Genomic DNA, 25,851 nt, shown 5'->3' with positions numbered 1-25,851 from the left:
GACGTCCGGTCGGAGCGGGGTCAGCCGGCGCTGCGGCCCAGTTCCTTGTCGATGAAGTCGAAGATCTCGGAGGCCGATGCCGTCTCGATGCGTTCGACGGCGTCCGCGTCACCGGCCCCGTCGTCGCCCGCCGCGTCCCCTCCTTGATCCGCGCTCTCCGCGCCCTCCCAGTCGGCTAGCAGCCCGCGCAACCGTTCGGTGACCGCCGAGCGGATCACGCCGTCCCCATCGGCCGCCCGCCCGAGGACGGCCTGCAGCCGGTCGAGCTCGACGAGCAGCGAAGACGAGCGCTCCCGCTCGGTCTCCGCCGTGACCTGGCCAAGGAGGTGGTCGGCGAGTTCGGACAGGGACGGGTGGTCGAAGACGAGGGTCGCGGTCAGCCGCAGTCCCGTCGCGGCGTTGAGCCGGTTGCGCAGTTCGACCGCGGTGAGCGAGTCGAAGCCCAGTTCCTTGAAGGACTGGTGCACATCGAGCTCGTCCGGCGTGCCGTGGCCGAGGACGGCCGCGACGGCTCCCCGCACGAGGTCGAGGACCACGGTCCGGTGCTCGGACTCGGGCCGGGCCGCGAGCCTGGCCACGAGCGACTGCTCGGCTCCGCCGCCCGTTTCCCGGCGCCGCACCGTCCGCACGAGCCCCCGCAGCACCGGGTTGAGCAGTCCGGCACGGTCCTGTGTCCGCAGCTCCGCCGCGTCGGTGCGCAGTGCCCCCAGTACGGGATGCCGCTCCGTCGCGGCCAGCGCGGCGTCGAAGAGGGCGAGCCCCTCCTCTTCCGCCAGCGCCACGAGCCCGCTCCGGCTCAGCCGGTTCGACTCCGCCTGGGACGTGACGTGCTGGGTCATGGTGCTGGTGGTGTTCCAGAGTCCCCAGGCGAGGCTGGTGGCGGGTTGGTTGTGGGTGTGGCGGTGGTGGGCGAGTGCGTCGAGGAAGGTGTTGGCGGCGGCGTAGTTGGCTTGTCCGGCGTTGCCGGTGAGGCCTGCTGCGGAGGAGTAGAGGATGAAGTGGGTGAGGGGGAGGTGGCGGGTGAGTTCGTGGAGGTTCCAGGCGGCGTCGGCTTTGGGTCGTAGGACGTCGGTGAGGGTGTCTGGGGTGAGGGTGGTCAGGGTGGCGTCGTGGAGTGTGCCGGCGGTGTGGATGACTGCGGTGAGGGGGTGGTTGGTGGGGATGGTGTTGAGGAGGTTGCTGAGGTCGGTGCGGTTGGTGGTGTCGCAGGCGGCGATGTGTACGTCCGCTCCGGCGTGGGTGAGTTCGGTGGCCAGTTCCGCTGCGCCGGGGGCTGCTTGACCGTGGCGGCTGGTGAGGAGGAGGTGGCGTACGCCGTGGTGGGTGATGAGGTGGCGGGCGATGATGCGGCCGAGGGTGCCGGTGCCGCCGGTGATGAGGATGGTGGTGTTGGGGTCGAAGGGGGTGGGTGAGGTGGTGGGTTGGGTGATGGGAGAGGTGGTGGGGGTGAGTTGGGGGGTGTGGAGGGTGTTGTTGTGGTGGGCGAGTTGGGGTTGGTGGGTGTGGTGGGTGGTGTTGAGGAGGGTGGTGGTGAGGAGGGTGGTGGGGTTGAGGTCGAGGAGGGTGATGCGGTCGGGGTGTTCGGTTTGTGCGGTGCGGGTGAGGCCCCAGATGGTGGCGTGGGGGAGGTTGGGGGGTGTGTGGGTGGTGGTGGCGTCGCGGGTGATGAGGGTGAGGTGGGTGTGGGTGAATTCTTCGTTGGTGAGCCAGTGTTGGAGGAAGGTGAGGGTGTGGGTGGTCAGGGTGTGGGTGGCGGGGATGGGTGAGTCGTCGTCACCGTCATCGGTGGTGGGCAGGATCAGGGCGACGTGGTCGGGTGCGGGGGCGCCGTCGGCGAGGGCGGCGCGGAGGGCATCCAGGTCCGGGTGTACGGGGATGTCTGCCGGGAGCGTGCCGGCTGGCTGCGGGGTGGGACTGATGAAGGCCCATACGGGATCGGTCCCCACCACCGTGGGTTCCGGCAGCGGAACCCACTCGACCGCGAGCAGCGGGGCGCGGGTCGCCGACACCCGGCTGAGGGCGGCGAGTTGGCCTTCGTCGACCGGGCGCGTGGTGAGCGCGTCGATGGTCGCGAGCAGCTTGCCCGAGTCGTTCGTCAGGGTCAGCCGGGCACTTCCGTCCGCGGCGGGTGAGGCGATGACACGGGCCGCCGGTGCGCCCGTCTCGTGCAGGCGTACGCCGCTGAAGTCGAACGGCAGCCGCAGCTCGGCGCCGTCGGACGGGCCGTCAGGGCCGATCGCTCCCGAGGCCGCCGCCAGGGTGTGCAGGGCGGCGTCGAGGAGTGCGGGGTGGATGCCGTATCCGGTGACGTCGGTGTCCTGGGGCAGGGCGACCTCCGCGTACACGTCGTCGCCGACGCGCCAGGCGGCCTCCAGGCCCTGGAACAGCGGCCCGTACTCATAGCCGAGGTCCGCGAAGGCGTCGTAGAAGCCGTCCAGGTCGAGCGGTTCGCCGCCGACGGGTGGCCAGGCCACCGCGGCCTCGGGCACCGCGGAGGCACCCGCCGCCGTGGGGTCGGCACTGAGCGTGCCGGTCGCGTGCCGCACCCAGGGGCCGGGGGTGTCCTCGCTGTCGTACGCCCGTGAGTGGAGTTTCAGTTGACGCCGTCCGGCCTCGTCGGGCTCGCCGACGGACAGCTGGATACGGACGGATTGCTCGTCGGTGAGGGTGAGCGGCGCCTCCAGGGTGAGGCCTTCGAGGTGCTCACTGTTCACGTACTCCCCCGCGTGCAGGGCGAGTTCGACGAAGGCGGTGCCGGGGACCAGGACGGTGCCGTTCACCGCGTGATCGGCCAGCCACGGATGCGAGGCCAGGGAGAGACGTCCGGTGAAGACCGTCGCCGCGTCGTCCGCGAGCGTGACCGCCGCGCCGAGCAGGCCGTGCCCGGTGGGGGTCTGACCGAGGCTGGTCGCGTCGCCCGAGCCGCCTCCCGCGGGTGCGTCGAGCCAGTAACTCACCCGCTGGAAGGGGTAGGTGGGGAGGTCGATGTGGGTTTGTGGGGTGTCCCAGTGTGGGGTGAGGCCGTGGGTGTGGGCGGTGGCGAGGGCTTGTGTGAAGGTGTGGGTGTCTGTGGTGTCGCGGCGGAGGGTGGGGTGACGGTGTAGGGGGTGTTGTGGGGTTCGAGGGTGTTGTGGAGTCCGATGGTCAGGACGGGGTGGGGGCTGGTTTCGATGTAGTGGGTGTGTCCGTCGTTGTGGAGGGTTTCGGTGGTTTGTTGGAAGAGGACGGGGTGGCGGAGGTTGTTGATCCAGTAGTCGGTGGTGAGGGTGGTGGTGTCGGTGATGTGGGTGGCGTGGAGGGTGGAGTAGAAGGCGATGGTGGGGTCGGCGGGTTGGGGGTGATGTGGGCGAGGCGTTGGGTGAGTTCTTCGCGCAGGGTTTCGACGTGGTGGGTGTGTGAGGCGTAGTCGACGTCGATGGCGCGGGCGCGGATGTCCTGGGCGCGGCAGGCGGTGACCAGGGTGTGGATCTGGTGGTGGTTGCCGGCGATGACGGTGGTGGTGGGGCTGTTGTGGGCGGCGATGTGGACGTCGTCGAGGTGGTGTGTGGTGATGAGGTCGCGGGCCTGGTCGGCGTCCAGGGGCAGGGAGGCCATGGTGCCGGTGCCGGCCAGGCGGCGCAGGGTGCGGGCGCGCAGGGCGACGATGGCGGCGGAGTCCTCCAGGGTGAGGGCGCCGGCGATGTGGGCGGCGGCGATCTCGCCCTGGGAGTGGCCGATGACGGCGTCGGGGTGGATGCCGTGGTGCTGCCAGAGCCGGGCCAGGCTGATCATCATGGCCCACAGGGCGGGCTGGATGACGTCGACGCGGTCCAGGCCGGGGGCGCCGTCGTGCTGGTGGATGACGTCGATGAGGTCGAAGTCGGTGTGCGGGGCCAGGGCGGTGGCGCAGGCGTCCAGCTGGGCGGCGAAGACGGGGGAGGTGGTGTAGAGGTCGCGGCCCATGCCGGCCCATTGGGAGCCCTGGCCGGGGAAGACGAACACGGTCTTGCCGGGCAGGACGCTGCCGGTGGCCAGGGTGGGGTGTTCGGCGCCGGTGGCCAGGGCGTCCAGCCCGGCCAGCAGGTCCTGGCGGGTGGTGGCGGTCAGCGCGGCCCGCTCCTCGAAGTGGGTACGCGAGGTGGCCAGCGCCCGCGCCACATCCGGCAGGTCCACCTCCCCGGCCGACTCACGCACGAACACCGCCAACTGAACAGCCCGCTCCCGCAACGCGTCCACGGACTTGCCCGACAGCGGCCACACGACCACACCGTCACCGACCGAGCCGTCGACCGTGGTCCGTTCTCCGTCGAGCGGCGCTCCCGGCTCGCCCCGCGCCGCCGTCTCCTCGGCGGGAACCTCCGGCGCCTGCTCCAGGATCACGTGCGCGTTGGTGCCGCTGATGCCGAACGAGGAGACCGCCGAGCGGCGCGGCCGGTCGAGCTCGGGCCACGGGGTGGCCTCGGTCAGGAGGGAGACCGCGCCGGACTCCCAGTCGACGTGCGGGGTCGGCTCGTCGACGTGCAGCGTCCTGGGCAGCACGCCGTGCCGCATCGACTCGACCATCTTGATGACGCCCGCGACTCCGGCCGCGGCCAGCGTGTGGCCGATGTTGGACTTCAACGAACCGAGCCACAAGGGCTGTTCGGCGTCGCGGCTCTTGCCGTACGTGGCGAGCAGCGCCTGCGCCTCGATCGGGTCACCCAGCTTGGTCCCGGTACCGTGCGCCTCGACCGCGTCGACGCCGGAGCCGTCGAGCCCGGCGCTGGCGAGCGCCTGCCGGATCACGCGCTCCTGGGAGGGGCCGTTGGGGGCGGTCAGGCCGTTGCTCGCACCGTCCTGGTTGATGGCCGAGCCCCGCACCACGGCGAGGACTCGGTGGCCTCGGCGCCGCGCGTCGGAGAGCCGTTCCAGGACGAGGACACCGACTCCCTCGCCCCAGCCCGTGCCGTCGGCCGATGCCGCGAAGGCCTTGCAGCGGCCGTCCGGGGAGAGCGCGCGCTGTCGACTGAACTCGATGAAGTTCGTCGGCCCGGACATGATGGTCGCGCCGCCGACGAGGGCTTGTGAGCACTCCCCGTTGCGCAGCGCCTGCGCGGCGAGGTGGAGAGCCACCAGCGACGACGAGCAGGCCGTGTCGACGGTGACGGCCGGGCCTTCGAGACCGAAGGCGTAGGCGAGGCGGCCGGAGGCGACGCTGGTGGTGTTGCCGGTGGAGATGTAGCCCTCGTATCCCTCCGGGATCGCGCTGAGGCGCGAGGTGTAGTCGCCGAAGATGACGCCCGCGAAGACGCCGGTGTCACTGCCGCGCCGCGTCTCCGGATCGATGCCCGCGTGCTCGAACGCCTCCCACGTCGCTTCGAGCAGCAGTCGCTGCTGGGGGTCCGTGGCGATGGCCTCACGCGGGTTGATGCCGAAGAACGCGGCGTCGAAGCGGTCGGCACCCTCGATGAACCCGCCCTGTCGGACATAGGACGTGCCGGAGGTGTTCGGGTCCGGGTCGTAGAGACGGTCGAGGTCCCAGCCGCGGTCCGTAGGGAAGTCCCCGATGGCGTCGGCGCCTTCGGACAGGAGCCGCCACAGGCCCGCGGGCGAATCCACGCCGCCGGGCAGGCGGCAGCTCATGCCGACGATGGCGATCGGGTCGTCGGCCGTGGCGGTGGCGGATGCGGGAGGGGCCGCCGTGCCGGAGGCCGCGAGGTCGCCGCAGAGTTCCTTGCGCAAGTACGTGGCGAGTGCGCCCGGCGTCGGATGGTCGAAGACGAGGGTCGCGGGAAGCCGCAGACCCGAGACGGCGTTCACCCGGTTGCGGAGCTCGACGGCGGTGAGCGAGTCGAAGCCCAGGTCCTTGAAGGCGCGGGTGGGTTCGAGCGTGCCGTCGGCGCCGCGGCCGAGGACGGCGGCGACCTCGCCGCGCACCAGGTGGAGGAGGTGCCGCTGCTGTTCGTCGGCGGTGAGCGCGGCGAGCCGCTCCACCAGCGAGCCACCGGCCGCCGTGGCCCCGGCGGCGACGCGTCGCCCGCCACCGCTGCCGCCGCCCACCAACCCCTGCAGGACGGGCGGGAGTTCGGCTCGGTCGGCGCGGGCCAGCAGCGCCTTCACGTCGATGCGCGTCGGCACGAGGGCGCCGCGGCCCGACGCCACCGCGGCGTCGAACAAGGACAGGCCATCGTCGGCCGCGAGCGGCACGAAGCCGCTCCGGGCGATGCGTTCGAGGTCGGCCCGGTCGAGGGCGCCGCCCATGCCGGTGCCGCCCGACTGGTCCCACAGTCCCCACGCCAGCGACGACGCGGGCAAGCCGGACGCCCGCCGCCGCTCGGCCAGCGCGTCCAGGAAGGCGTTCGCCGCCGCGTAGTTGCCCTGCCCCGGACTGCCCACCACACCGGCCACCGACGAGAACACCACGAACGCTCCCACGTCCAGGCCGAGTTCGCCCGTCAGCTCGTGCAGGTTCCAGGCCGCGTCCACCTTCGGACGCAGCACCCGCGCCAGCCGCTCGGTGCTCAGCGCGTCCACCAGACCGTCGTCCACCACCCCCGCCGTGTGCACGATGGCGCCCAGCGGACCGTCCGCGGCGATCGACTCCAGCAACTCGCGCAGCGCCACGCGATCGGCCACATCGCACGCGGCCACCCGCACCGACTCCGCGCCCGCGGCCGACAGCTCCGCCACCAACTCGGCGGCCCCCGGGGCCGACTCGCCCTGACGACTCGTCAACACCAGACGGCGTACGCCGTGCTCGGTCACCAGGTGCCGGGCGAACAGACCGCCCAACGCACCCGTACCGCCCGTCACCAACACCCATGCGTCCGACGACACTTCGGCGAGTGACGTCGGGACGGTCAGGACGACCTTGCCGGTGTGCTTGGCCTGGCCGAGGTGGCGGAAGGCGTCGGGTGAGCGGCGGATGTCCCAGGCGGAGACGGGCAGCGGGCGCAGCGCGCCGCTCTCGAAGAGCGCGAGCAGTTCGACGAACATCTCCTGGATGCGGTCGTGTCCCGCGTCCATGAGGTCGAAGGCCCGGTAGTCGATGTCCGGGTGGTCGGCGCGCACCGCCTCGGGTTCGCGGATGTCGGTCTTGCCCATCTCCAGGAACCGGCCTCCCCGCGGCAGCAGCCGCAGAGAGGCGTCGACGAACTCGCCGGAAAGCGAGTCCAGGACGACGTCCATGCCACGCCCCCCGGTGCGCTCAAGGAACGCGGCCTCGAAGTCGAGGGTGCGGGAGTTGGCGAAGTGGGCGTCGTCGAGACCCTGTTGGCGCAGCACGTCCCACTTGCCGGGGCTCGCGGTGCCGTAGACCTCGGCACCCGCGTGCCGGGCCAGCTGGACGGCCGCCATGCCGACGCCGCCCGTCGCGGCGTGCACCAGTACGGACTCCCCCGACCGCAGACCGCCGAGGTCGAACAGGCCGTAGTAGGCGGTGAGGAAGACGATCGGCGTCGCGGCCGCCTGCGCATAGCTCCAGCCGCGCGGAACGCGGGCCAGATAGCGCTGATCGGTGATCGACACCGGGCCCGCACCCTCGGTGAGCAGACCCATGACGCGGTCGCCCGGCTTGAGTCCGGTGGCCCCCGCCACGTCCTGGCCGACCTCGATGACGACACCCGCGCCCTCGCTGCCGATGGGCGCGTCACCCGGGTACATGCCGAGCGCGATGAGGACGTCACGGAAGTTCAGCCCGGCGGCGCGCAACGCGACCCGGACCTCACCCGGCGCGAGGGGACGCTCCGCGCTCGGGTTGGCGACCAGGGCGAGGTTCTCCAGGGTGCCCTTCTCCGTGACGTCGACACGCCACGGCCCGGGACCGGACGGCAGCGCGAGCTCGGCCGTGGAGTCGGCGGAAGCCAGGCGCGCGAGGTGCACGGCACCGTCACGGAACGCCAACTGCGGTTCACCGGAGGCCAGTACGCCGGGCAGGTCACCGAGCGACCCGCCACCGTCCACGTCGAGGAGCGTGAAGGAATCGGGGCTCTCGGCCTGGGCCGCGCGGACCAGGCCCCACAACGCGGCCCCCGGCAGATCCCGCGCCGAGTCCCCCGCCCCGACGGCCACGGCACCGGAGGTGACGACGACCAGCCGGACCGCGGCCAGACGGCTGTCGGCACGCCAGCTCTGCAGCAGCGAGAGGAGGCCGGCCGTACGGGCGTGGGTAGCCTCGACCGCGTCCTCGGCCACGGCGATCGGCAGGCAGGGGAGGAAGACGGCCTCGGGCAGCTTCTCCCCCGCGTCGACGGCAGCGGCGAGGGCGACGAGGTCCGGGTAGGCGGGGAGCGTGTCCAGAGGGGCGGGGATGACAGCGGAGGCGTGCCCCAGCACGGCCCAATGCGGCGCCGCAGTGGTGGCTTCGACGGCCGGAGCGGGCTGCCAACTCAGCTGGAACAGCGCGTCGTTGACCGCGTTCTCGCCTGCCGCTGCCAGTTGCTCGGTTGTGAGGGTGCGCAGGGTGAGGGTGTCGATGTGGGCGACGGGGGCGCCGGTGGGGTCGGCGAGGGTGAGGGTGACGCTGTCGCCGGTACTGGTGTGGGGGGTGACGCGGACGCGGAGGCTGGTGGCGCCGGTGGCGTGGAGGGTGACGCCCGAGAAGTTGAAGGGCAGACGGACCTCCTGGACGCTCTCGTCGGCGGCACCCAGGGTGTGGAGGGCGGCGTCGAGGAGGGCGGGGTGGATGCCGTATGGGGTGACGTCGGTGTCGGGGGGCAGGGTGATGTCGGCGTAGAGGGTGTTGGTGTGGGGGTCGTGCCAGGCGGTGTGGAGGCCTTGGAAGAGGGGGCCGTAGTGGTAGCCGCCCTGGGCGAGGCGGTCGTAGAAGTCCTCGACGGGCAGGGGGGTGGTGTCGGTGGGTGGCCAGGTCGTCAGCTCGGGTTCAGGGGTTGTCCCGTGGGGGTGGGGGTGAGGGTGGCGGTGGCGTGGCGGGTCCAGCCGGTGCCCTCGCCGGTGTGGGAGTGGATGGTCAGGGAGCGGGAGCCGTCGGGATTATCGGCTCCGACCAGGACTTGGATGGTGGCGGGGTTGTCGTGGGTGAGGGTGAGGGGGGTTTCGATGGTGAGGTCGTCGAGGTGGGGGGTGTGGGTGTGGTGTCCGGCGTGCAGGGCCAGTTCCACGAAGGCGGTGCCGGGCACCAGGACGGTGTCGTTCACCGCGTGGTCGGCCAGCCACGGATGCGAGGCCAGCGAGAGGCGGCCGGTGAACACGGTGGTGCCGTCGGCGGCCAGGGAGACCGCGGCGCCCAGCAGGCCGTGCCCGGCCGGGACCTGCCCCAGACTGGCCACATCCCCCGCCGGCGGGTTGGCGTGCAGCCAGTAGCGGTCCTGCTGGAAGGGGTAGGTGGGCAGGTCCAGGTGGGCGGTCGCGGGTGGCCAGGTGAGGGGGATGCCGTGGGCGTGCGCGGTGGCCAGGGCCAGCGCGATGGCCTGGGGGTCGGGGGTGGTGCGGCGCAGCAGCGGGATCCGCACCGCGTCCTCGGGGGTGAGGGTGCTCAAAACCGCGTCCGGGCCCAGCTCCACGAACCGGGTCGCGCCGAGCTCCTGGGCGTGGCGGAGGCCGTCGGCGAAGCGGACGGTGCCCCGCAGCTGGCGCACCCAGTAACCCGGATCGGCCAGCTCCTCGTCCGTGGCGGTCTGGCCGGTGACGTTCGAGATCAGTGGCAGGGTCAGCGGCTGAGGGGTGACCTGGCGGGCCGCCTCCTGGAAGCCGGGCAGGGCGCTGTCCATGTGGGCGGAGTGGAAGGCGTGACTGACATGCAGGTGCTTGACCCGCCGTCCCAGCTGGGCGAAGTGTGCGGCGATCTCGGCCACCGCCTCCGCCTCCCCGGAAATCACCAGGGAGTCCGCACTGTTCACCGCCGCCAACCCCACATCGCCGCGCCCGGCCAGCAGCGCCAGCACCTCCTCCTCACTCGCCGCGATAGAGGCCATCGCGCCGCCGGTGGGGGCGGCCTGCATCAGCCGTCCGCGCGCCGCCACCAGCGTGCAGGCATCTTCCAGCGACCACAGCCCCGCCACATACGCCGCCGCCAGCTCCCCGATCGAATGCCCCAGCACCACATCCGGCCGCAGCCCGCGATGCTCCGATAGCCGGAACAACCCCACCTGCACCGCGAAGAGCCCGGCCTGGGCGTACTGGGTCTGCTCCAGCGCCTCCGCGTCGTCACCGAAGACGACCTCCTTCAACGGCCGCGGCAGACCCGCATCCAGCAGGACGCACACCTCATCGAACGCGGCCGCGAACACCGCCGAGGAGTCATACAACTCCCGGGCCATGCCGGGGCGCTGGCTGCCCTGCCCGGTGAACAAGAACACCGTCCGGCCCGGAGTATCGATACCCGTCACCAGACCCGGATGCGACTGGCCCGCGGCCAGTGCCTCCAGCGCCTCCGTCAGCTCCTGCGCATCCGATCCGACCACGACCGCGCGGTGCTCGAACTGTGAACGGGCCCCGGCCAGCACACCACTGACCACAGCAGCATCCAGACCCGCACCGGACTCCCGGACGAACGAGGCCAGCTGCGCGCCCTGCGCCCGTACCGCCTCCACCGACTTACCCGACACCGGCCACAACACCGGCCCCTCAACCGGAACAGCCTCAGCCCGGGTCTCGTTCTCGGTCTGCGGCGCCTGCTCCACAATCACATGCGCATTCGTCCCACTGATACCGAACGACGACACACCCGCCCGACGCGGCCGATCCCCCTCGACAACCCACTCCCGAGCCTCCGTCAGGAGAGAGACTGAGCCATCGGTCCAATCCACCTGGGACGTCGGTTCGTCGACGTGCAGTGTCTGGGGCAGCACCTCGTGCCGCATCGCCTGGACCATCTTGATGACACCCGCGACACCGGCCGCCGCGTTGGTGTGGCCGATGTTGGACTTCACCGACCCCAGCCACAACGGACGACCCGGCTCCCGCCCCTGCCCATACGTCGCAAGCAGCGCCTGCGCCTCGATCGGGTCACCCAACCTGGTGCCCGTGCCATGAGCCTCCACCGCATCCACATCCGCCGCCGACAACCGCGCACTCGCCAACGCCTGACGAATCACCCGCTCCTGCGAAGGACCGTTCGGAGCGGTCAGACCATTGCTCGCGCCGTCCTGATTGACCGCCGAACCCCGCACCACCGCCAGCACGCGATGACCTCGGCGCTGGGCGTCCGAGAGGCGTTCGACGACGAGGACGCCCGCGCCCTCGCCGAAGCCGGTGCCGTCCGCCGATGCCGCGAAGGCCTTGCACCGGCCGTCCATCGACAGTCCGCGCTGCTTGCTGAACTCCACGAAGAGGCGGGGGGTGGGCAGCACGGTGACGCCGCCCGCGAGGGCCAGCGAGCACTCGCCGTTGCGCAGTGCCTGCACTGCGAGGTGCAGGGCGACCAGTGAGGACGAGCAGGACGTGTCGACCGTGACCGCAGGGCCCTCGAAGCCGAAGGTGTAGGCGAGTCGGCCGGAGGCGACGCTGGTGGTGGTGCCGGTGAGGACGTAACCCTCGTACTCGGCGGGCAGGGCGCTGCCGCGTGGTGCGTACTCCTGGCCGATGGCGCCGATGAAGGCGCCGGTCCGGCTGCCCTTGAGCGCGTCGGGCGCGATGCCCGCGTGTTCGAAGGCCTCCCAGGCCGCTTCCAGGAGCACCCGCTGCTGCGGGTCCATCGCCTCGGCCTCGCGGGGGCTGATGCCGAAGAAGTCGGCGTCGAAACGGTCGGCGTCGTGCAGGAAGCCGCCCTTGGTGACGTAGGCGGTGCCGGGGTGCTCCGGGTCGGGGTGGTGGACGTTGTCCAGGTCCCAGCCGCGGTTGACGGGGAACTCGGAGATCGCGTCGCCGCCCCCGCTGACCAGCTGCCACAGCTCGTCCGGCGAGGAGATGTCACCGGGGTAGCGGCAGCCCATGCCGACGATGGCGATCGGCTCCTGCTCGCGGGCCTCGGCCTCGTGCAGCCGCCTGCGCGTCTGGCGCAGGTCGGCGGCGGTCCGCTTGAGGTAGTCGCGGAGCTTGTCCTCGTTCTCGTTGTTGGACGTGCTGCCCGTGCTGGCGGTGTTCGCCATGTGTTCTTCCACCCCTGGGTACGACAGATTCGGCGGATGCGCGTGGTTGACGATTGGTTGCTGCGGTTCAGGAACTGCCGAGTTCCTGATCGAGCGCGTCGAAGAGTTCGTCGTCGCTCGCCGTGCCGAAGTCCTGTGACCCGTCGTCGGATGCTTCGGTGTGGCCGTGGTGCGTGTGGTGCAGGTCGTTCCACTTCCAGAGAAGTGCTTGCAGGCGACTGGAGATCTGTGGGTACGCCTCGTCGTCCGGGTCGATGCCCTGGCCGATACCGGCGAGTTCCGCGTCGAGCTGGTCGAGTTCGCCCAGCAGGCGCGTCACCGGGTCGGCGTCCTCCGGAACCAGCGCGGTGCGCAGGTGCGCGGCGAGCGCGGTCGACGTCGGATGGTCGAAGACCAGCGTGCCGGACAGGCGCAGGCCGGTCGCCTTGCCGAGCCGGTTGCGCAGTTCGACTGCGGTGAGCGAGTCGAAGCCCAGATCCTTGAAGGCCCGGTCCACGCCGATGCCGACGGCGTCGCCGTGGCCGAGTACGGCCGCGGCCTGGCCGCGTACCAGCTCGATGAGGAGTTCCAGCTGGGCGTCCGCGGTGCGACCGGCGAGCCGGTCGGCCCAGCTCTGCTCGCCGACCGCTCCTTGCTGTGCGGCGCTCCTGCGCCGCACGGAGCGGCGGGCGCCACCCGCCGCGTCGACGAGGCCCCGCAGGATCGGCGGGATCTCGGCGGCACCGTCGGCCGCCTCCGCGGCGGTGGCGCGCAGCGCGGCGATGTCCAGCTCGATCGGCACGAGGGCCGCTTCGCTCGCCCGCAGCGAGGTGTCGAGGACCGCCATGCCCGTGTCGATGGTCAGCGGGCTGACGCCGGAGCGGCCGAGGCGGCTGCGGTCGGCACCGTCGAGCGCGCCCGCCATGCCGCCGGCCTGCTCCCACAGGCCCCAGGCCAGTGAGACCGCGGGCAGTCCCTGGGCGCGCCGGTGTTCGGCGAGCGTGTCGAGGAAAGTGTTGGCGGCCGCGTAGTTGGCCTGGCCCGCGGCGCCCATGATGCCGGCCGCCGACGAGAACAGGACGAAGGCCGCCAGGTCCAGCTCACGGGTCAGCTCGTGGAGGTTCCAGGCGGCGTCGACCTTCGGGCGCAGCACGTCGGCGAGGCGTTCCGGTGTGAGTGCGGCCAGGGTGCCGTCGCGCAGCACGCCCGCCGTGTGGATCACCGCGGTCAGCGGGTGCGCATCGGGTACGGAGTCGAGGAGCGCGGCCAGCGCCGCACGGTCGGCGGCGTCGCACGCGGCGATCCGCACGTCAGCCCCGGCCTCGGTGAGCTCGGCCGCCAACTCCGCTGCCCCAGGCGCCGATTCACCCTGACGGCTGGTCAGCAGGAGGTGGCGTACGCCGTGTTCGACGACGAGGTGGCGGGCGACGAGACGGCCGAGCGAGCCCGTCGCGCCCGTGATGAGTGCCGTGCCTTCGGGGTCGAGGGAGCGGGGCACCGTCAGGGCCAGCTTGCCGGTGTGGCGGGCCTGGCTGAGGAAGCGCATCGCGTCCGGCGCCCGGCGCACGTCCCACGCCGAGACGGGGATCGGCTGGATCGCACCGGCCTCGAAGAGCTTCACCAGGTCCGCGAGCATCGCCTGGATGCGGTCCGGGCCCGCGTCGAGGACGTCGTACGCGACGTACGTGACGCCGTCGTGCTCGGCGGCGACCCCGTCGGCGGACCGCTTGTCGGTCTTGCCCATCTCCAGGAAACGGCCGCCGGGGCCCTGAAGCCGCAGCGAGGCGTCCACGTAGTCGTTCGCGAGGGAGTTGAGGACGACGTCGATACGCCGCTCCCCCTCTCCGCCCGCCGCCTCCGCCGCCTCCGCCGACTCCGCCGACTCCGACAGCGACTGGAGCGTCGTACGGAACTTCTCCTCGAAGTCGAGGGTACGGGAGTTGCCGATGCGGCTGTCGTCGATGCCCTGGCCGCGCAGGACGTCCCACTTGCCGGGACTCGCGGTGGCGAAGACCTCGAGCCCCCAGTGGCGGGCGAGCTGGAGCGTCGCGGTGCCGACGCCGCCAGTGGCCGCATGCACGAGGAGGGTCTCCCCCGCACGGATGCCCGCGAGGTCCCGCAGCCCGTAGTAGGCGGTGAGGAAGACGACCGGCACTCCGGCGGCCTCCGCGAAGGTCCAGCCCTCCGGCATCCGCGCCACCAGCCGCGCGTCGGTCACGGAGACCGGCCCGGTGCCCTCCATGAGGACACCCATCACGCGGTCGCCGGGACGGAGGTCCGTCACGTTCGCGCCGACGTCGAGCACGATGCCCGCCCCCTCACCCGCGACGGCGCGGGTGTCCCCCGGGACCATGCCGAGCGCCGTGAGGACGTCGCGGAAGTTCAGGCCGGAGGCGCGCAGCGAGATCCGCACCTCGTCCGGGGCGAGGTCGCGCAGCGCTTCCTCGCACGGCTCGAGGGCGAGCTGGTCGAGGGAACCGGTGCCTTCGAGCGCGAGCCGCCAGGCAGTCGTGCCGGACGGGACGGCGAGTGTGCCGCCCGTACCGTCCGGCGCCCGGCGGACGAAGCGCGGCACGTGCACGACACCCTGCCGTACGACGAACTGTCCATCACCACCCGGCAGTTCACAGGCCGCTCGGACCGCCGACGCGAGCGCCGCGGGCGAGTCCTCGTGCCCGTCGAGGTCGGCCAGCAGGAACCTGTCCGGGTTCTCGCTCTGCGCCGACCGGAACAGACCCCACAGCGGAGCCTGCGCCAGGTCACGCGCGGGCTCGCCCGCCGAGGCCCCGATCGCGTCACGCGTGCAGAGCATGAGCCTGGACAGGACCAGCCTGTCGTCGTCGATGCCGAGCCAGTCCTGCGCCAGGGCTAGCGCACGCCCGGCGACGTCATGAACAACTCCGGGGAGCGGCGCGTCGGCGGGGTACGGATTGGGTACGGCGGCCACCACCACGTCCGGCGCCTCCTCACCCGCGTCCAGCGCGGCCCGCAGCGAAGGAAGGTCGGGGTAGGCGGCCACGGAGACCCGGGCCGCGGTCAGCGCGTTGGTGAGACCGAGCACACCCGCGCCGAGCAGAGCCCAGCGACGCCCACCGGACGCGGCCTCCGCGAGGGGCGCAGGGACCCATTCGGTGACGTACAGGGGGTCCTTCGATTCGGGTGTTTCCGCGTTCTTGCCTGCCGCTGCCAGTTGCTCGGTTGTGAGGGTGCGCAGGGTGAGGGTGTCGATGTGGGCGACGGGGGCGCCGGTGGGGTCGGCGAGGGTGAGGGTGACGCTGTCGCCGGTACTGGTGTGGGGGGTGACGCGGACGCGGAGGCTGGTGGCGCCGGTGGCGTGGAGGGTGACGCCCGCGAAGTTGAAGGGCAGACGGACCTCCTGGACGCTCTCGTCGGCGGCACCCAGGGTGTGGAGGGCGGCGTCGAGGAGGGCGGGGTGGATGCCGTATGGGGTGACGTCGGTGTCGGGGGGCAGGGTGATGTCGGCGTAGAGGGTGTTGGTGTGGGGGTCGTGCCAGGCGGTGTGGAGGCCTTGGAAGAGGGGGCCGTAGTGGTAGCCGCCCTGGGCGAGGCGGTCGTAGAAGTCCTCGACGGGCAGGGGGGTGGTGTCGGTGGGTGGCCAGGTCGTCAACTCGGGCTGGGGGTAGGTGTGGTGGGGGGTTGAGGTGAGGGTGCCGGTGGCGTGGCGGGTCCAGTGCGACTCGTCGCCGGTGCGCGAGTGGAGCGTGAACTCCCGGCGTCCGGACTCGTCGAGCTCAGTGGTGGTGAGCTGGATGGTGGCGGGGTTGTCGTGAGTGAGGGTGAGGGGGGTTTCGATGGTGAGGTCGTCGAGGTGGGGGGTGTGGGTGTGGTGTCCGGCGTGCAGGGCCAGTTCCACGAAGGCGGTGCCCGGGACCAGCACGGTGTCGTTCACCGCGTGGTCGGCCAGCCACGGATGCGAGGCCAGCGAGAGGCGGCCGGTGAACACGGTGGTGCCGTCGGCGGCCAGGGACACCGCGGCGCCCAGCAGGCCGTGCCCGGCCGGGACCTGCCCCAGACTCGCCACATCCCCCGCCGGCGGGTTGGCGTGCAGCCAGTAGCGGTCCTGCTGGAAGGGGTAGGTGGGCAGATCGAGATGGGCGGTCGCGGGTGGCCAGGTGAGGGGGATGCCGTGGGCGTGCGCGGTGGCCAGGGCCAGCGCGATGGCCTGGGGGTCGGGGGTGGTGCGGCGCAGCAGCGGGATCCGCACCGCGTCCTCGGGGGTGAGGGTGGTCAGGACCGCGTCCGGGCCCAGCTCCACGAACCGGGTCGCGCCGAGCTCCTCGGCCTGGCGGAGGCCGTCGGCGAACCGCACCGTGCCCCGCAACTGCCGCACCCAGTAACCCGGATCGGCCAGCTCCTCGTCCGTGGCGGTCTGGCCGGTGACGTTCGAGATCAGCGGGAGGGCCAGCGGCTGGTAGGTGACCTGGCGGGCCGCCTCCTCAAAGCCGGGCAGGGCGCTGTCCATGTGGGCGGAGTGGAAGGCGTGACTGACGTGCAGGTGCTTGACCCGCCGTCCCAGTCGCCCGAAGTGTGCGGCGATCTCGGCCACCGCCTCCGCCTCCCCGGAGATCACCAGGGAGTCCGCGCTGTTCACCGCCGCCAGGCCCGCATCGCCGCGCCCGGCCAGCAGCGCCAGTACTTCGTCCTCGGACGCCGCGATAGAGGCCATCGCGCCGCCGGTGGGGGCGGCCTGCATCAGCCGTCCGCGCGCCGCCACCAGCGTGCAGGCATCGGCAAGCGACCACAGCCCCGCCACATACGCGGCGGCCAGTTCGCCGATGGAGTGGCCCAGCACCACATCCGGCCGCAGCCCGCGATGCTCCGATAGCCGGAACAGCCCCACCTGCACCGCGAACAGTCCGGCCTGGGCGTACTGGGTCTGCTCCAGCGCCTCCGCGTCGTCACCGAAGACGACCTCCTTCAACGGCCGCGGCAGACCCGGATCCAGCAGGACGCACACCTCGTCGAAGGCGGCCGCGAACACCGCGGAGGAGTCGTACAGCTCGCGGGCCATGCCGGGGCGCTGGCTGCCCTGCCCGGTGAACAAGAACACCGTCCGGCCCGGAGTATCGATACCCGTCACCAGACCCGGATGCCGCTGCCCGGCGGCCAGCGCCTCCAGCGCCTCCGTCAGCTCCTGCGCATCCGATCCGACCACGACCGCCCGGTGCTCGAACTGGGTCCGCCCGCCCGCCAGCACACCACCGACAGCACCAACATCCAGACCCGCAGCCGACTCCCGGATAAACGAGGCCAGTTGCGCGCCCTGCGCCCGCACCGCCTCCACCGACTTACCCGACACCGGCCACAACACCGGCCCCTCAACCACCACATCAGCCTCAGACTGAGGAGCGGCCTCAACCACCGGCGCCTGTTCGAGGATGACGTGGGCGTTGGTGCCGCTGATGCCGAAGGAGGAGACCGCCGAGCGGCGCGGCCGGTCGAGGTCGGGCCATGGGGTGGCCTCGGTCAGGAGCTCGACCGCTCCTGCCGACCAGTCCACGTGCGGGCTGGGCTGATCCACGTGCAGCGTCCGGGGCAACACCCCGTGCCGCATCGCCTGGACCATCTTGATGACACCCGCCACACCCGCCGCCGCCTGAGTGTGACCGATGTTGGACTTCACCGAACCCAGCCACAACGGACGACCCGGATCCCGCCCCTGCCCATACGTCGCAAGCAGCGCCTGCGCCTCGATCGGGTCACCCAACCTGGTGCCCGTGCCATGAGCCTCGACCGCATCCACATCCCCCGGCGACAGCCGCGCACTCGCCAACGCCTGACGAATCACCCGCTCCTGCGAAGGACCGTTCGGAGCGGTCAGGCCGTTGCTCGCGCCGTCCTGATTGACCGCCGACCCCCGCACCACCGCCAGTACTTGGTGGCCGTTGCGGCGGGCGTCGGAGAGGCGCTCCAGGACCAGCAGACCGGCGCCCTCGCCCCAGGCGGTGCCGTCGGCACCGTCCGCGAAGGCCTTGACGCGGCCGTCGGGAGCCAGACCCCGCTGACGGCTGAACTCCACGAATGTCGTGGGCGCCGCCATCACGGTCACACCGCCCGCCAGGGCGAGCGAGCACTCGCCGTTGCGCAGTGCCTGAGCCGCCAGATGCAGCGTGACCAGCGAGGACGAGCACGCCGTGTCGACCGTCACCGCCGGACCCTCAAGCCCGAAGGTGTACGAGAGGCGGCCCGACAGGACGCTGCCCGCGCTGCCCGTACCCAGGTAGCCCTCAAGGTCCTGGGGGGCATGGGTGACGCGGAGCCCGTAGTCGTCGTACATGACGCCCGCGAAGACGCCCGCGTCGGTGCCGCGTACGGACTCCGGGTCGATGCCCGCGTGTTCGAAGGCCTCCCACGCGGTCTCCAGGAGAAGACGCTGCTGAGGATCGGTCGCCAGCGCCTCACGCGGACTGATCCCGAAGAACGCCGCGTCGAACTCATCGGCGTCATGCAGGAAACCACCCTCGGTGACATACGCCGTACCGGGATGATCCGGATCCGCGTCGTACAACGACGCCAGATCCCAGCCACGATTGTCCGGGAACGACGAGATCGCATCCCCACCCTCGGCCAGCAACGACCACAACTCACCCGGCGAACCCACACCACCCGGCAGACGGCAGCTCATCCCCACGATGACCACCGGATCATCCACCACACCCAACCCCGCACCAACCCCACCGGACACCAACTCACCTGCCGGTGACGTCTGTTCGCCGACCAGTTCCTTGATGAGGTGAGTGGCGAGGGCCCCGGGTGTGGGGTGGTCGAAGACGAGGGTCGCTGGCAGGCGCAGGCCGGTCACCGTGTTGAGGCGGTTGCGGAGTTCGACCGCCATGAGGGAGTCGAAGCCCAGGTCCTTGAAGGCGCGGCTCGGTTCGAGGCTGTGCGCGGAAGCGTGACCGAGGATGGCCGCGACCTCCCCGCCGACCAGTTCCAGGAGCGCCTGTACGCGGTCGTCGACACCGAGTGCCGTGAGCCCGGCGACACGGGCTGCCGACTGACCGGCCACGGCCGCCGAGCCGCCGCTCGCCGTGGCGACGGACTTGCGTCCGGCGCCCGTACGGCGGCGGACGAGGCCTCGCAGCGTCGGGGAGAGCAGTCCGGCGTCGGCCTGCCCGCGCAGCGCCGTCTCGTCCAGAGAGGCCGCGACCAGCACGGCGGCCCGCTCGGACCGGTCCCGCGCCTCGGGATCGGCGTGCCGCGCCGCGAGCGCGGCATCGAAGAGCGCGATGCCCTGGCTCTCCGACATGGGCAGAAAGCCGGTGCGGGCGATGCGGTCGCGGTCGCTCTGCTCCAGGGCCCCGGCCATGCCGCTGCCGCCGGTCTGGTCCCACAGTCCCCAGGCGATCGAGGTCGCGGGCAGCCCCGAGGCGCGCCGGTGTTCGGCCAGCGCGTCCAGGAAGGCGTTGGCGGCGGCGTAATTGGCCTGCCCCGGACTGCCCACCACTCCGGCCACCGACGAGAACACCACGAACGAACCGAGCTCCACGCCCAGTTCGCCCGTCAGCTCGTGCAGGTTCCAGGCCGCGTCCACCTTCGGACGCAGCACCCCTGCCAACCGCTCGGCGCTCAGCGCGTCCACCAGACCGTCGTCGACGACCCCGGCGGTGTGCACCACCGCTCCCAGCGGCCGCTCCGCCACGATCGACTCCAGCAAGCCGCGCAGCGCCACGCGATCGGCCACATCGCACGCGGCCACGCGCACCGACTCCGCGCCCGCGGCCGACAGCTCCGCCACCAACTCGGCGGCCCCCGGGGCCGACTCGCCCTGACGACTCGTCAACACCAGGTGACGTACGCCGTACTCGGCCACCAGATGGCGGGCGAACAGACCGCCCAACGCACCCGTGCCGCCCGTGACCAGCACCGCCGAACCGGCCGCATCCGGCACCACGGACGGAAGGCGGTCCGGACTCGCGGACGGAGAATCGCCTGCCGTGGCATCGGCCGCACGGAGGAGTCGGGGAGCGTAGAAGCGGCCGCCGCGGAAGGCGAGTTGAGGTTCGTTGCTCGCCACGGCCGCCGGGGCCTGGTCGAGGAACGCCGCCATGTCGTCGCAGTCGACGAGCACGACACGACCGGGGTACTCGGACTGGACCGTACGGATGAGGCCCCAGACCGCGGCGCCGGGCAGTCCCGCCGCCCTCTCTTCGCCGGAGAGGGTCCGCGCGTCGCCGGGCACGGAGACCGCGGCCCTGGTGACGACCAAGAGGTGCGTCCGCGCGTGGCTCTCGTCGGCCAGCCACTCCTGCACCTGCGTCAGCGCGTGCGCCGTCAGAGTCCGCGTCGCCTGCGCCACGGACTCGGCGGGGGCGTCCTCCTGGGCGAGGGAGAGCACGAGGAAGCCAGGAGCTCCGCCGCCGTCCGCGTCCTGCGTCGTGGCGGTGGCGAGCAGCGTGGCGGTGTCCGGAAACGTCACGGGCGTCCACTCGGTACGGAACAGCGCGGCACCGCCGCCGCGCCGCCCGAGAGCGGCCAGGTTGTCCGGCGCGGGGCGCAGGGAGAGCGCGTCCATGGCGAGAACCGGGGTGCCGACCGGGTCCGTGGCCGTCACACGGGCCGCTTCGGACGCGCCCGACGCGTCCGCCGCCGACCAGTGGACTCGCAGCGCGGTGGCGCCGGTGGCGTGGAGGGTGACGCCCGAGAAGTGGAAGGGCAGCCGGAGCTCGTCGTCGGCCTCACCCGCTGCGGCGAGGGGGTGCAGCGCCGCGTCGAGGAGAGCGGGGTGGATGCCGTACGTCGATACATCGACACCGTCCGGCAGGGCGATCTCGGCGTAGAGATCGTCGCCCGCGCGCCACACGGCCCGCAGGCCCTGGAAGACGGGGCCGTATCCGTAGCCCAGATCGGCGAGACGCTCGTAGAAGTCGGCCGTGTCCAGCGGCACGGCGTCCCGCGGAGGCCAGGCACGCTCGGCGTCGCCGTCGGGTACGGACCGCATCGCGGTGGCGACCGGGGTCAGCCGACCCACGGCGTGCCGCTCCCAGGGCTCCTCCTCGTCGGTACCGGCTTCCGGCCGCGAGTACACGTGCACGATCCGGCCATCGGCCTCGTCGGGTTCGCCGACGAAGACCTGGACCTGGACGGGGTTGTCGTGGGTGAGGGTGAGGGGGGTTTCGATGGTGAGGTCGTCGAGGTGGGGGGTGTGGGTGTGGTGTCCGGCGTGCAGGGCCAGTTCCACGAAGGCGGTGCCCGGGACCAGCACGGTGTCGTTCACCGCGTGGTCGGCCAGCCACGGATGCGAGGCCAGCGAGAGGCGGCCGGTGAACACGGTGGTGCCGTCGGCGGCCAGGGACACCGCGGCGCCCAGCAGGCCGTGCCCGGCCGGGACCTGCCCCAGACTCGCCACATCCCCCGCCGGCGGGTTGGCGTGCAGCCAGTAGCGGTCCTGCTGGAAGGGGTAGGTGGGCAGATCGAGATGGGCGGTCGCGGGTGGCCAGGTGAGGGGGATGCCGTGGGCGTGCGCGGTGGCCAGGGCCAGCGCGATGGCCTGGGGGTCGGGGGTGGTGCGGCGCAGCAGCGGGATCCGCACCGCGTCCTCGGGGGTGAGGGTGGTCAGGACCGCGTCCGGGCCCAGCTCCACGAACCGGGTCGCGCCGAGCTCCTCGGCCTGGCGGAGGCCGTCGGCGAACCGCACCGTGCCCCGCAACTGCCGCACCCAGTAACCCGGATCGGCCAGCTCCTCGTCCGTGGCGGTCTGGCCGGTGACGTTCGAGATCAGCGGGAGGGCCAGCGGCTGGTAGGTGACCTGGCGGGCCGCCTCCTCAAAGCCGGGCAGGGCGCTGTCCATGTGTGCGGAGTGGAAGGCGTGACTGACGTGCAGGTGCTTGACCCGCCGGCCCAGTCGCCCGAAGTGTGCGGCGATCTCGGCCACCGCCTCCGCCTCCCCGGAGATCACCAGGGAGTCCGCGCTGTTCACCGCCGCCAGGCCCGCATCGCCGCGCCCGGCCAGCAGCGCCAGTACTTCGTCCTCGGACGCCGCGATAGAGGCCATCGCGCCGCCGGTGGGGGCGGCCTGCATCAGCCGTCCGCGCGCCGCCACCAGCGTGCAGGCATCGGCAAGCGACCACAGCCCCGCCACATACGCGGCGGCCAGTTCGCCGATGGAGTGGCCCAGCACCACATCCGGCCGCAGCCCGCGATGCTCCGATAGCCGGAACAGCCCCACCTGCACCGCGAACAGTCCGGCCTGGGCGTACTGGGTCTGCTCCAGCGCCTCCGCGTCGTCACCGAAGACGACCTCCTTCAACGGCCGCGGCAGACCCGGATCCAGCAGGACGCACACCTCGTCGAAGGCGGCCGCGAACACCGCGGAGGAGTCGTACAGCTCGCGGGCCATGCCGGGGCGCTGGCTGCCCTGCCCGGTGAACAAGAACACCGTCCGGCCCGGAGTATCGATACCCGTCACCAGACCCGGATGCCGCTGCCCGGCGGCCAGCGCCTCCAGCGCCTCCGTCAGCTCCTGCGCATCCGATCCGACCACGACCGCCCGGTGCTCGAACTGGGTCCGCCCGCCCGCCAGCACACCACCGACAGCACCAACATCCAGACCCGCAGCCGACTCCCGGATAAACGAGGCCAGTTGCGCGCCCTGCGCCCGCACCGCCTCCACCGACTTACCCGACACCGGCCACAACACCGGCCCCTCAACCACCACATCAGCCTCAGACTGAGGAGCGGCCTCAACCACCGGCGCCTGTTCGAGGATGACGTGGGCGTTGGTGCCGCTGATGCCGAAGGAGGAGACCGCCGAGCGGCGCGGCCGGTCGAGGTCGGGCCATGGGGTGGCCTCGGTCAGGAGCTCGACCGCTCCTGCCGACCAGTCCACGTGCGGGCTGGGCTGATCCACGTGCAGCGTCCGGGGCAACACCCCGTGCCGCATCGCCTGGACCATCTTGATGACACCCGCCACACCCGCCGCCGCCTGAGTGTGACCGATGTTGGACTTCACCGAACCCAGCCACAACGGACGACCCGGATCCCGCCCCTGCCCATACGTCGCAAGCAGCGCCTGCGCCTCGATCGGGTCACCCAACCTGGTGCCCGTGCCATGAGCCTCGACCGCATCCACATCCCCCGGCGACAGCCGCGCACTCGCCAACGCCTGACGAATCACCCGCTCCTGCGAAGGACCGTTCGGAGCGGTCAGGCCGTTGCTCGCGCCGTCCTGATTGACCGCCGACCCCCGCACCACCGCCAGTACTTGGTGGCCGTTGCGGCGGGCGTCGGAGAGGCGCTCCAGGACCAGCAGACCGGCGCCCTCGCCCCAGGCGGTGCCGTCGGCACCGTCCGCGAAGGCCTTGACGCGGCCGTCGGGAGCCAGACCCCGCTGACGGCTGAACTCCACGAATGTCGTGGGCGCCGCCATCACGGTCACACCGCCCGCCAGGGCGAGCGAGCACTCGCCGTTGCGCAGTGCCTGAGCCGCCAGATGCAGCGTGACCAGCGAGGACGAGCACGCCGTGTCGACCGTCACCGCCGGACCCTCAAGCCCGAAGGTGTACGAGAGGCGGCCCGACAGGACGCTGCCCGCGCTGCCCGTACCCAGGTAGCCCTCAAGGTCCTGGGGGCATGGGTGACGCGGAGCCCGTAGTCGTCGTACATGACGCCCGCGAAGACGCCCGCGTCGGTGCCGCGTACGGACTCCGGGTCGATGCCCGCGTGTTCGAAGGCCTCCCACGCGGTCTCCAGGAGAAGACGCTGCTGAGGATCGGTCGCCAGCGCCTCACGCGGACTGATCCCGAAGAACGCCGCGTCGAACTCATCGGCGTCATGCAGGAAACCACCCTCGGTGACATACGCCGTACCGGGATGATCCGGATCCGCGTCGTACAACGACGCCAGATCCCAGCCACGATTGTCCGGGAACGACGAGATCGCATCCCCACCCTCGGCCAGCAACGACCACAACTCACCCGGCGAACCCACACCACCCGGCAGACGGCAGCTCATCCCCACGATGACCACCGGATCATCCACCACACCCAACCCCGCACCAACCCCACCGGACACCAACTCACCTGCCGGTGACGTCTGTTCGCCGACCAGTTCCTTGATGAGGTGAGTGGCGAGGGCCCCGGGTGTGGGGTGGTCGAAGACGAGGGTCGCTGGCAGGCGCAGGCCGGTCACCGTGTTGAGGCGGTTGCGGAGTTCGACCGCCATGAGGGAGTCGAAGCCCAGGTCCTTGAAGGCGCGGCTCGGTTCGAGGCTGTGCGCGGAAGCGTGACCGAGGATGGCCGCGACCTCCCCGCCGACCAGTTCCAGGAGCGCCTGTACGCGGTCGTCGACACCGAGTGCCGTGAGCCCGGCGACACGGGCTGCCGACTGACCGGCCACGGCCGCCGAGCCGCCGCTCGCCGTGGCGACGGACTTGCGTCCGGCGCCCGTACGGCGGCGGACGAGGCCTCGCAGCGTCGGGGAGAGCAGTCCGGCGTCGGCCTGCCCGCGCAGCGCCGTCTCGTCCAGAGAGGCCGCGACCAGCACGGCGGCCCGCTCGGACCGGTCCCGCGCCTCGGGATCGGCGTGCCGCGCCGCGAGCGCGGCATCGAAGAGCGCGATGCCCTGGCTCTCCGACATGGGCAGAAAGCCGGTGCGGGCGATGCGGTCGCGGTCGCTCTGCTCCAGGGCCCCGGCCATGCCGCTGCCGCCGGTCTGGTCCCACAGTCCCCAGGCGATCGAGGTCGCGGGCAGCCCCGAGGCGCGCCGGTGTTCGGCCAGCGCGTCCAGGAAGGCGTTGGCGGCGGCGTAATTGGCCTGCCCCGGACTGCCCACCACTCCGGCCACCGACGAGAACACCACGAACGAACCGAGCTCCACGCCCAGTTCGCCCGTCAGCTCGTGCAGGTTCCAGGCCGCGTCCACCTTCGGACGCAGCACCCCTGCCAACCGCTCGGCGCTCAGCGCGTCCACCAGACCGTCGTCGACGACCCCGGCGGTGTGCACCACCGCTCCCAGCGGCCGCTCCGCCACGATCGACTCCAGCAAGCCGCGCAGCGCCACGCGATCGGCCACATCGCACGCGGCCACGCGCACCGACTCCGCGCCCGCGGCCGACAGCTCCGCCACCAACTCGGCGGCCCCCGGGGCCGACTCGCCCTGACGACTCGTCAACACCAGGTGACGTACGCCGTACTCGGCCACCAGATGGCGGGCGAACAGACCGCCCAACGCACCCGTGCCGCCCGTGACCAGCACCGCCGAACCGGCCGCATCCGGCACCACGGACGGAAGGCGGTCCGGACTCGCGGACGGAGAATCGCCTGCCGTGGCATCGGCCGCACGGAGGAGTCGGGGAGCGTAGAAGCGGCCGCCGCGGAAGGCGAGTTGAGGTTCGTTGCTCGCCACGGCCGCCGGGGCCTGGTCGAGGAACGCCGCCATGTCGTCGCAGTCGACGAGCACGACACGACCGGGGTACTCGGACTGGACCGTACGGATGAGGCCCCAGACCGCGGCGCCGGGCAGTCCCGCCGCCCTCTCTTCGCCGGAGAGGGTCCGCGCGTCGCCGGGCACGGAGACCGCGGCCCTGGTGACGACCAAGAGGTGCGTCCGCGCGTGGCTCTCGTCGGCCAGCCACTCCTGCACCTGCGTCAGCGCGTGCGCCGTCAGAGTCCGCGTCGCCTGCGCCACGGACTCGGCGGGGGCGTCCTCCTGGGCGAGGGAGAGCACGAGGAAGCCAGGAGCTCCGCCGCCGTCCGCGTCCTGCGTCGTGGCGGTGGCGAGCAGCGTGGCGGTGTCCGGAAACGTCACGGGCGTCCACTCGGTACGGAACAGCGCGGCACCGCCGCCGCGCCGCCCGAGAGCGGCCAGGTTGTCCGGCGCGGGGCGCAGGGAGAGCGCGTCCATGGCG

At 72.0% G+C, this 25,851-nt stretch carries 4 protein-coding genes and 1 pseudogene; all 5 read right to left on the bottom strand.

Going from position 1 to position 25,851, the window contains the following annotated elements:
• Positions 1-20: 20 nt before the first annotated feature.
• On the bottom strand, positions 21-2,957 hold the full coding sequence (locus CP970_RS36680; protein WP_150494454.1) for a type I polyketide synthase: 2,937 nt from the start codon (positions 2,955-2,957) through the stop codon (positions 21-23).
• A 187-nt stretch (positions 2,958-3,144) separates the two neighbouring features.
• Positions 3,145-8,799 carry an SDR family NAD(P)-dependent oxidoreductase gene (locus tag CP970_RS36675; protein WP_398657021.1) on the bottom strand — a complete coding sequence of 1,885 codons (5,655 nt, stop codon included), beginning with the start codon at positions 8,797-8,799 and terminating at the stop codon, positions 3,145-3,147.
• Positions 8,800-8,828: 29 nt separating this feature from the next.
• Complete coding sequence (locus CP970_RS36665) at positions 8,829-12,017, bottom strand: type I polyketide synthase (protein WP_398656424.1); 3,189 nt, start codon at positions 12,015-12,017, stop codon at positions 8,829-8,831.
• A 55-nt stretch (positions 12,018-12,072) separates the two neighbouring features.
• The gene (locus CP970_RS45610; RefSeq protein WP_398657019.1) at positions 12,073-23,196 is read right to left on the bottom strand and encodes an SDR family NAD(P)-dependent oxidoreductase; all 11,124 of its coding nucleotides are present in this window, start codon (positions 23,194-23,196) and stop codon (positions 12,073-12,075) included.
• A gap of 90 nt (positions 23,197-23,286) precedes the next feature.
• A pseudogene (locus CP970_RS46060) lies at positions 23,287-25,643 on the bottom strand (type I polyketide synthase); the annotation flags it as partial.
• Positions 25,644-25,851: the final 208 nt, after the last annotated feature.

The sequence above is a fragment of the Streptomyces kanamyceticus genome (genome assembly GCF_008704495.1).
GTDB classification, from domain to species: Bacteria; Actinomycetota; Actinomycetes; order Streptomycetales; family Streptomycetaceae; genus Streptomyces; species Streptomyces kanamyceticus.
Note: the sequence above shows the minus strand (reverse complement) of the source record. Positions and strands in the feature narration are given on the sequence as shown.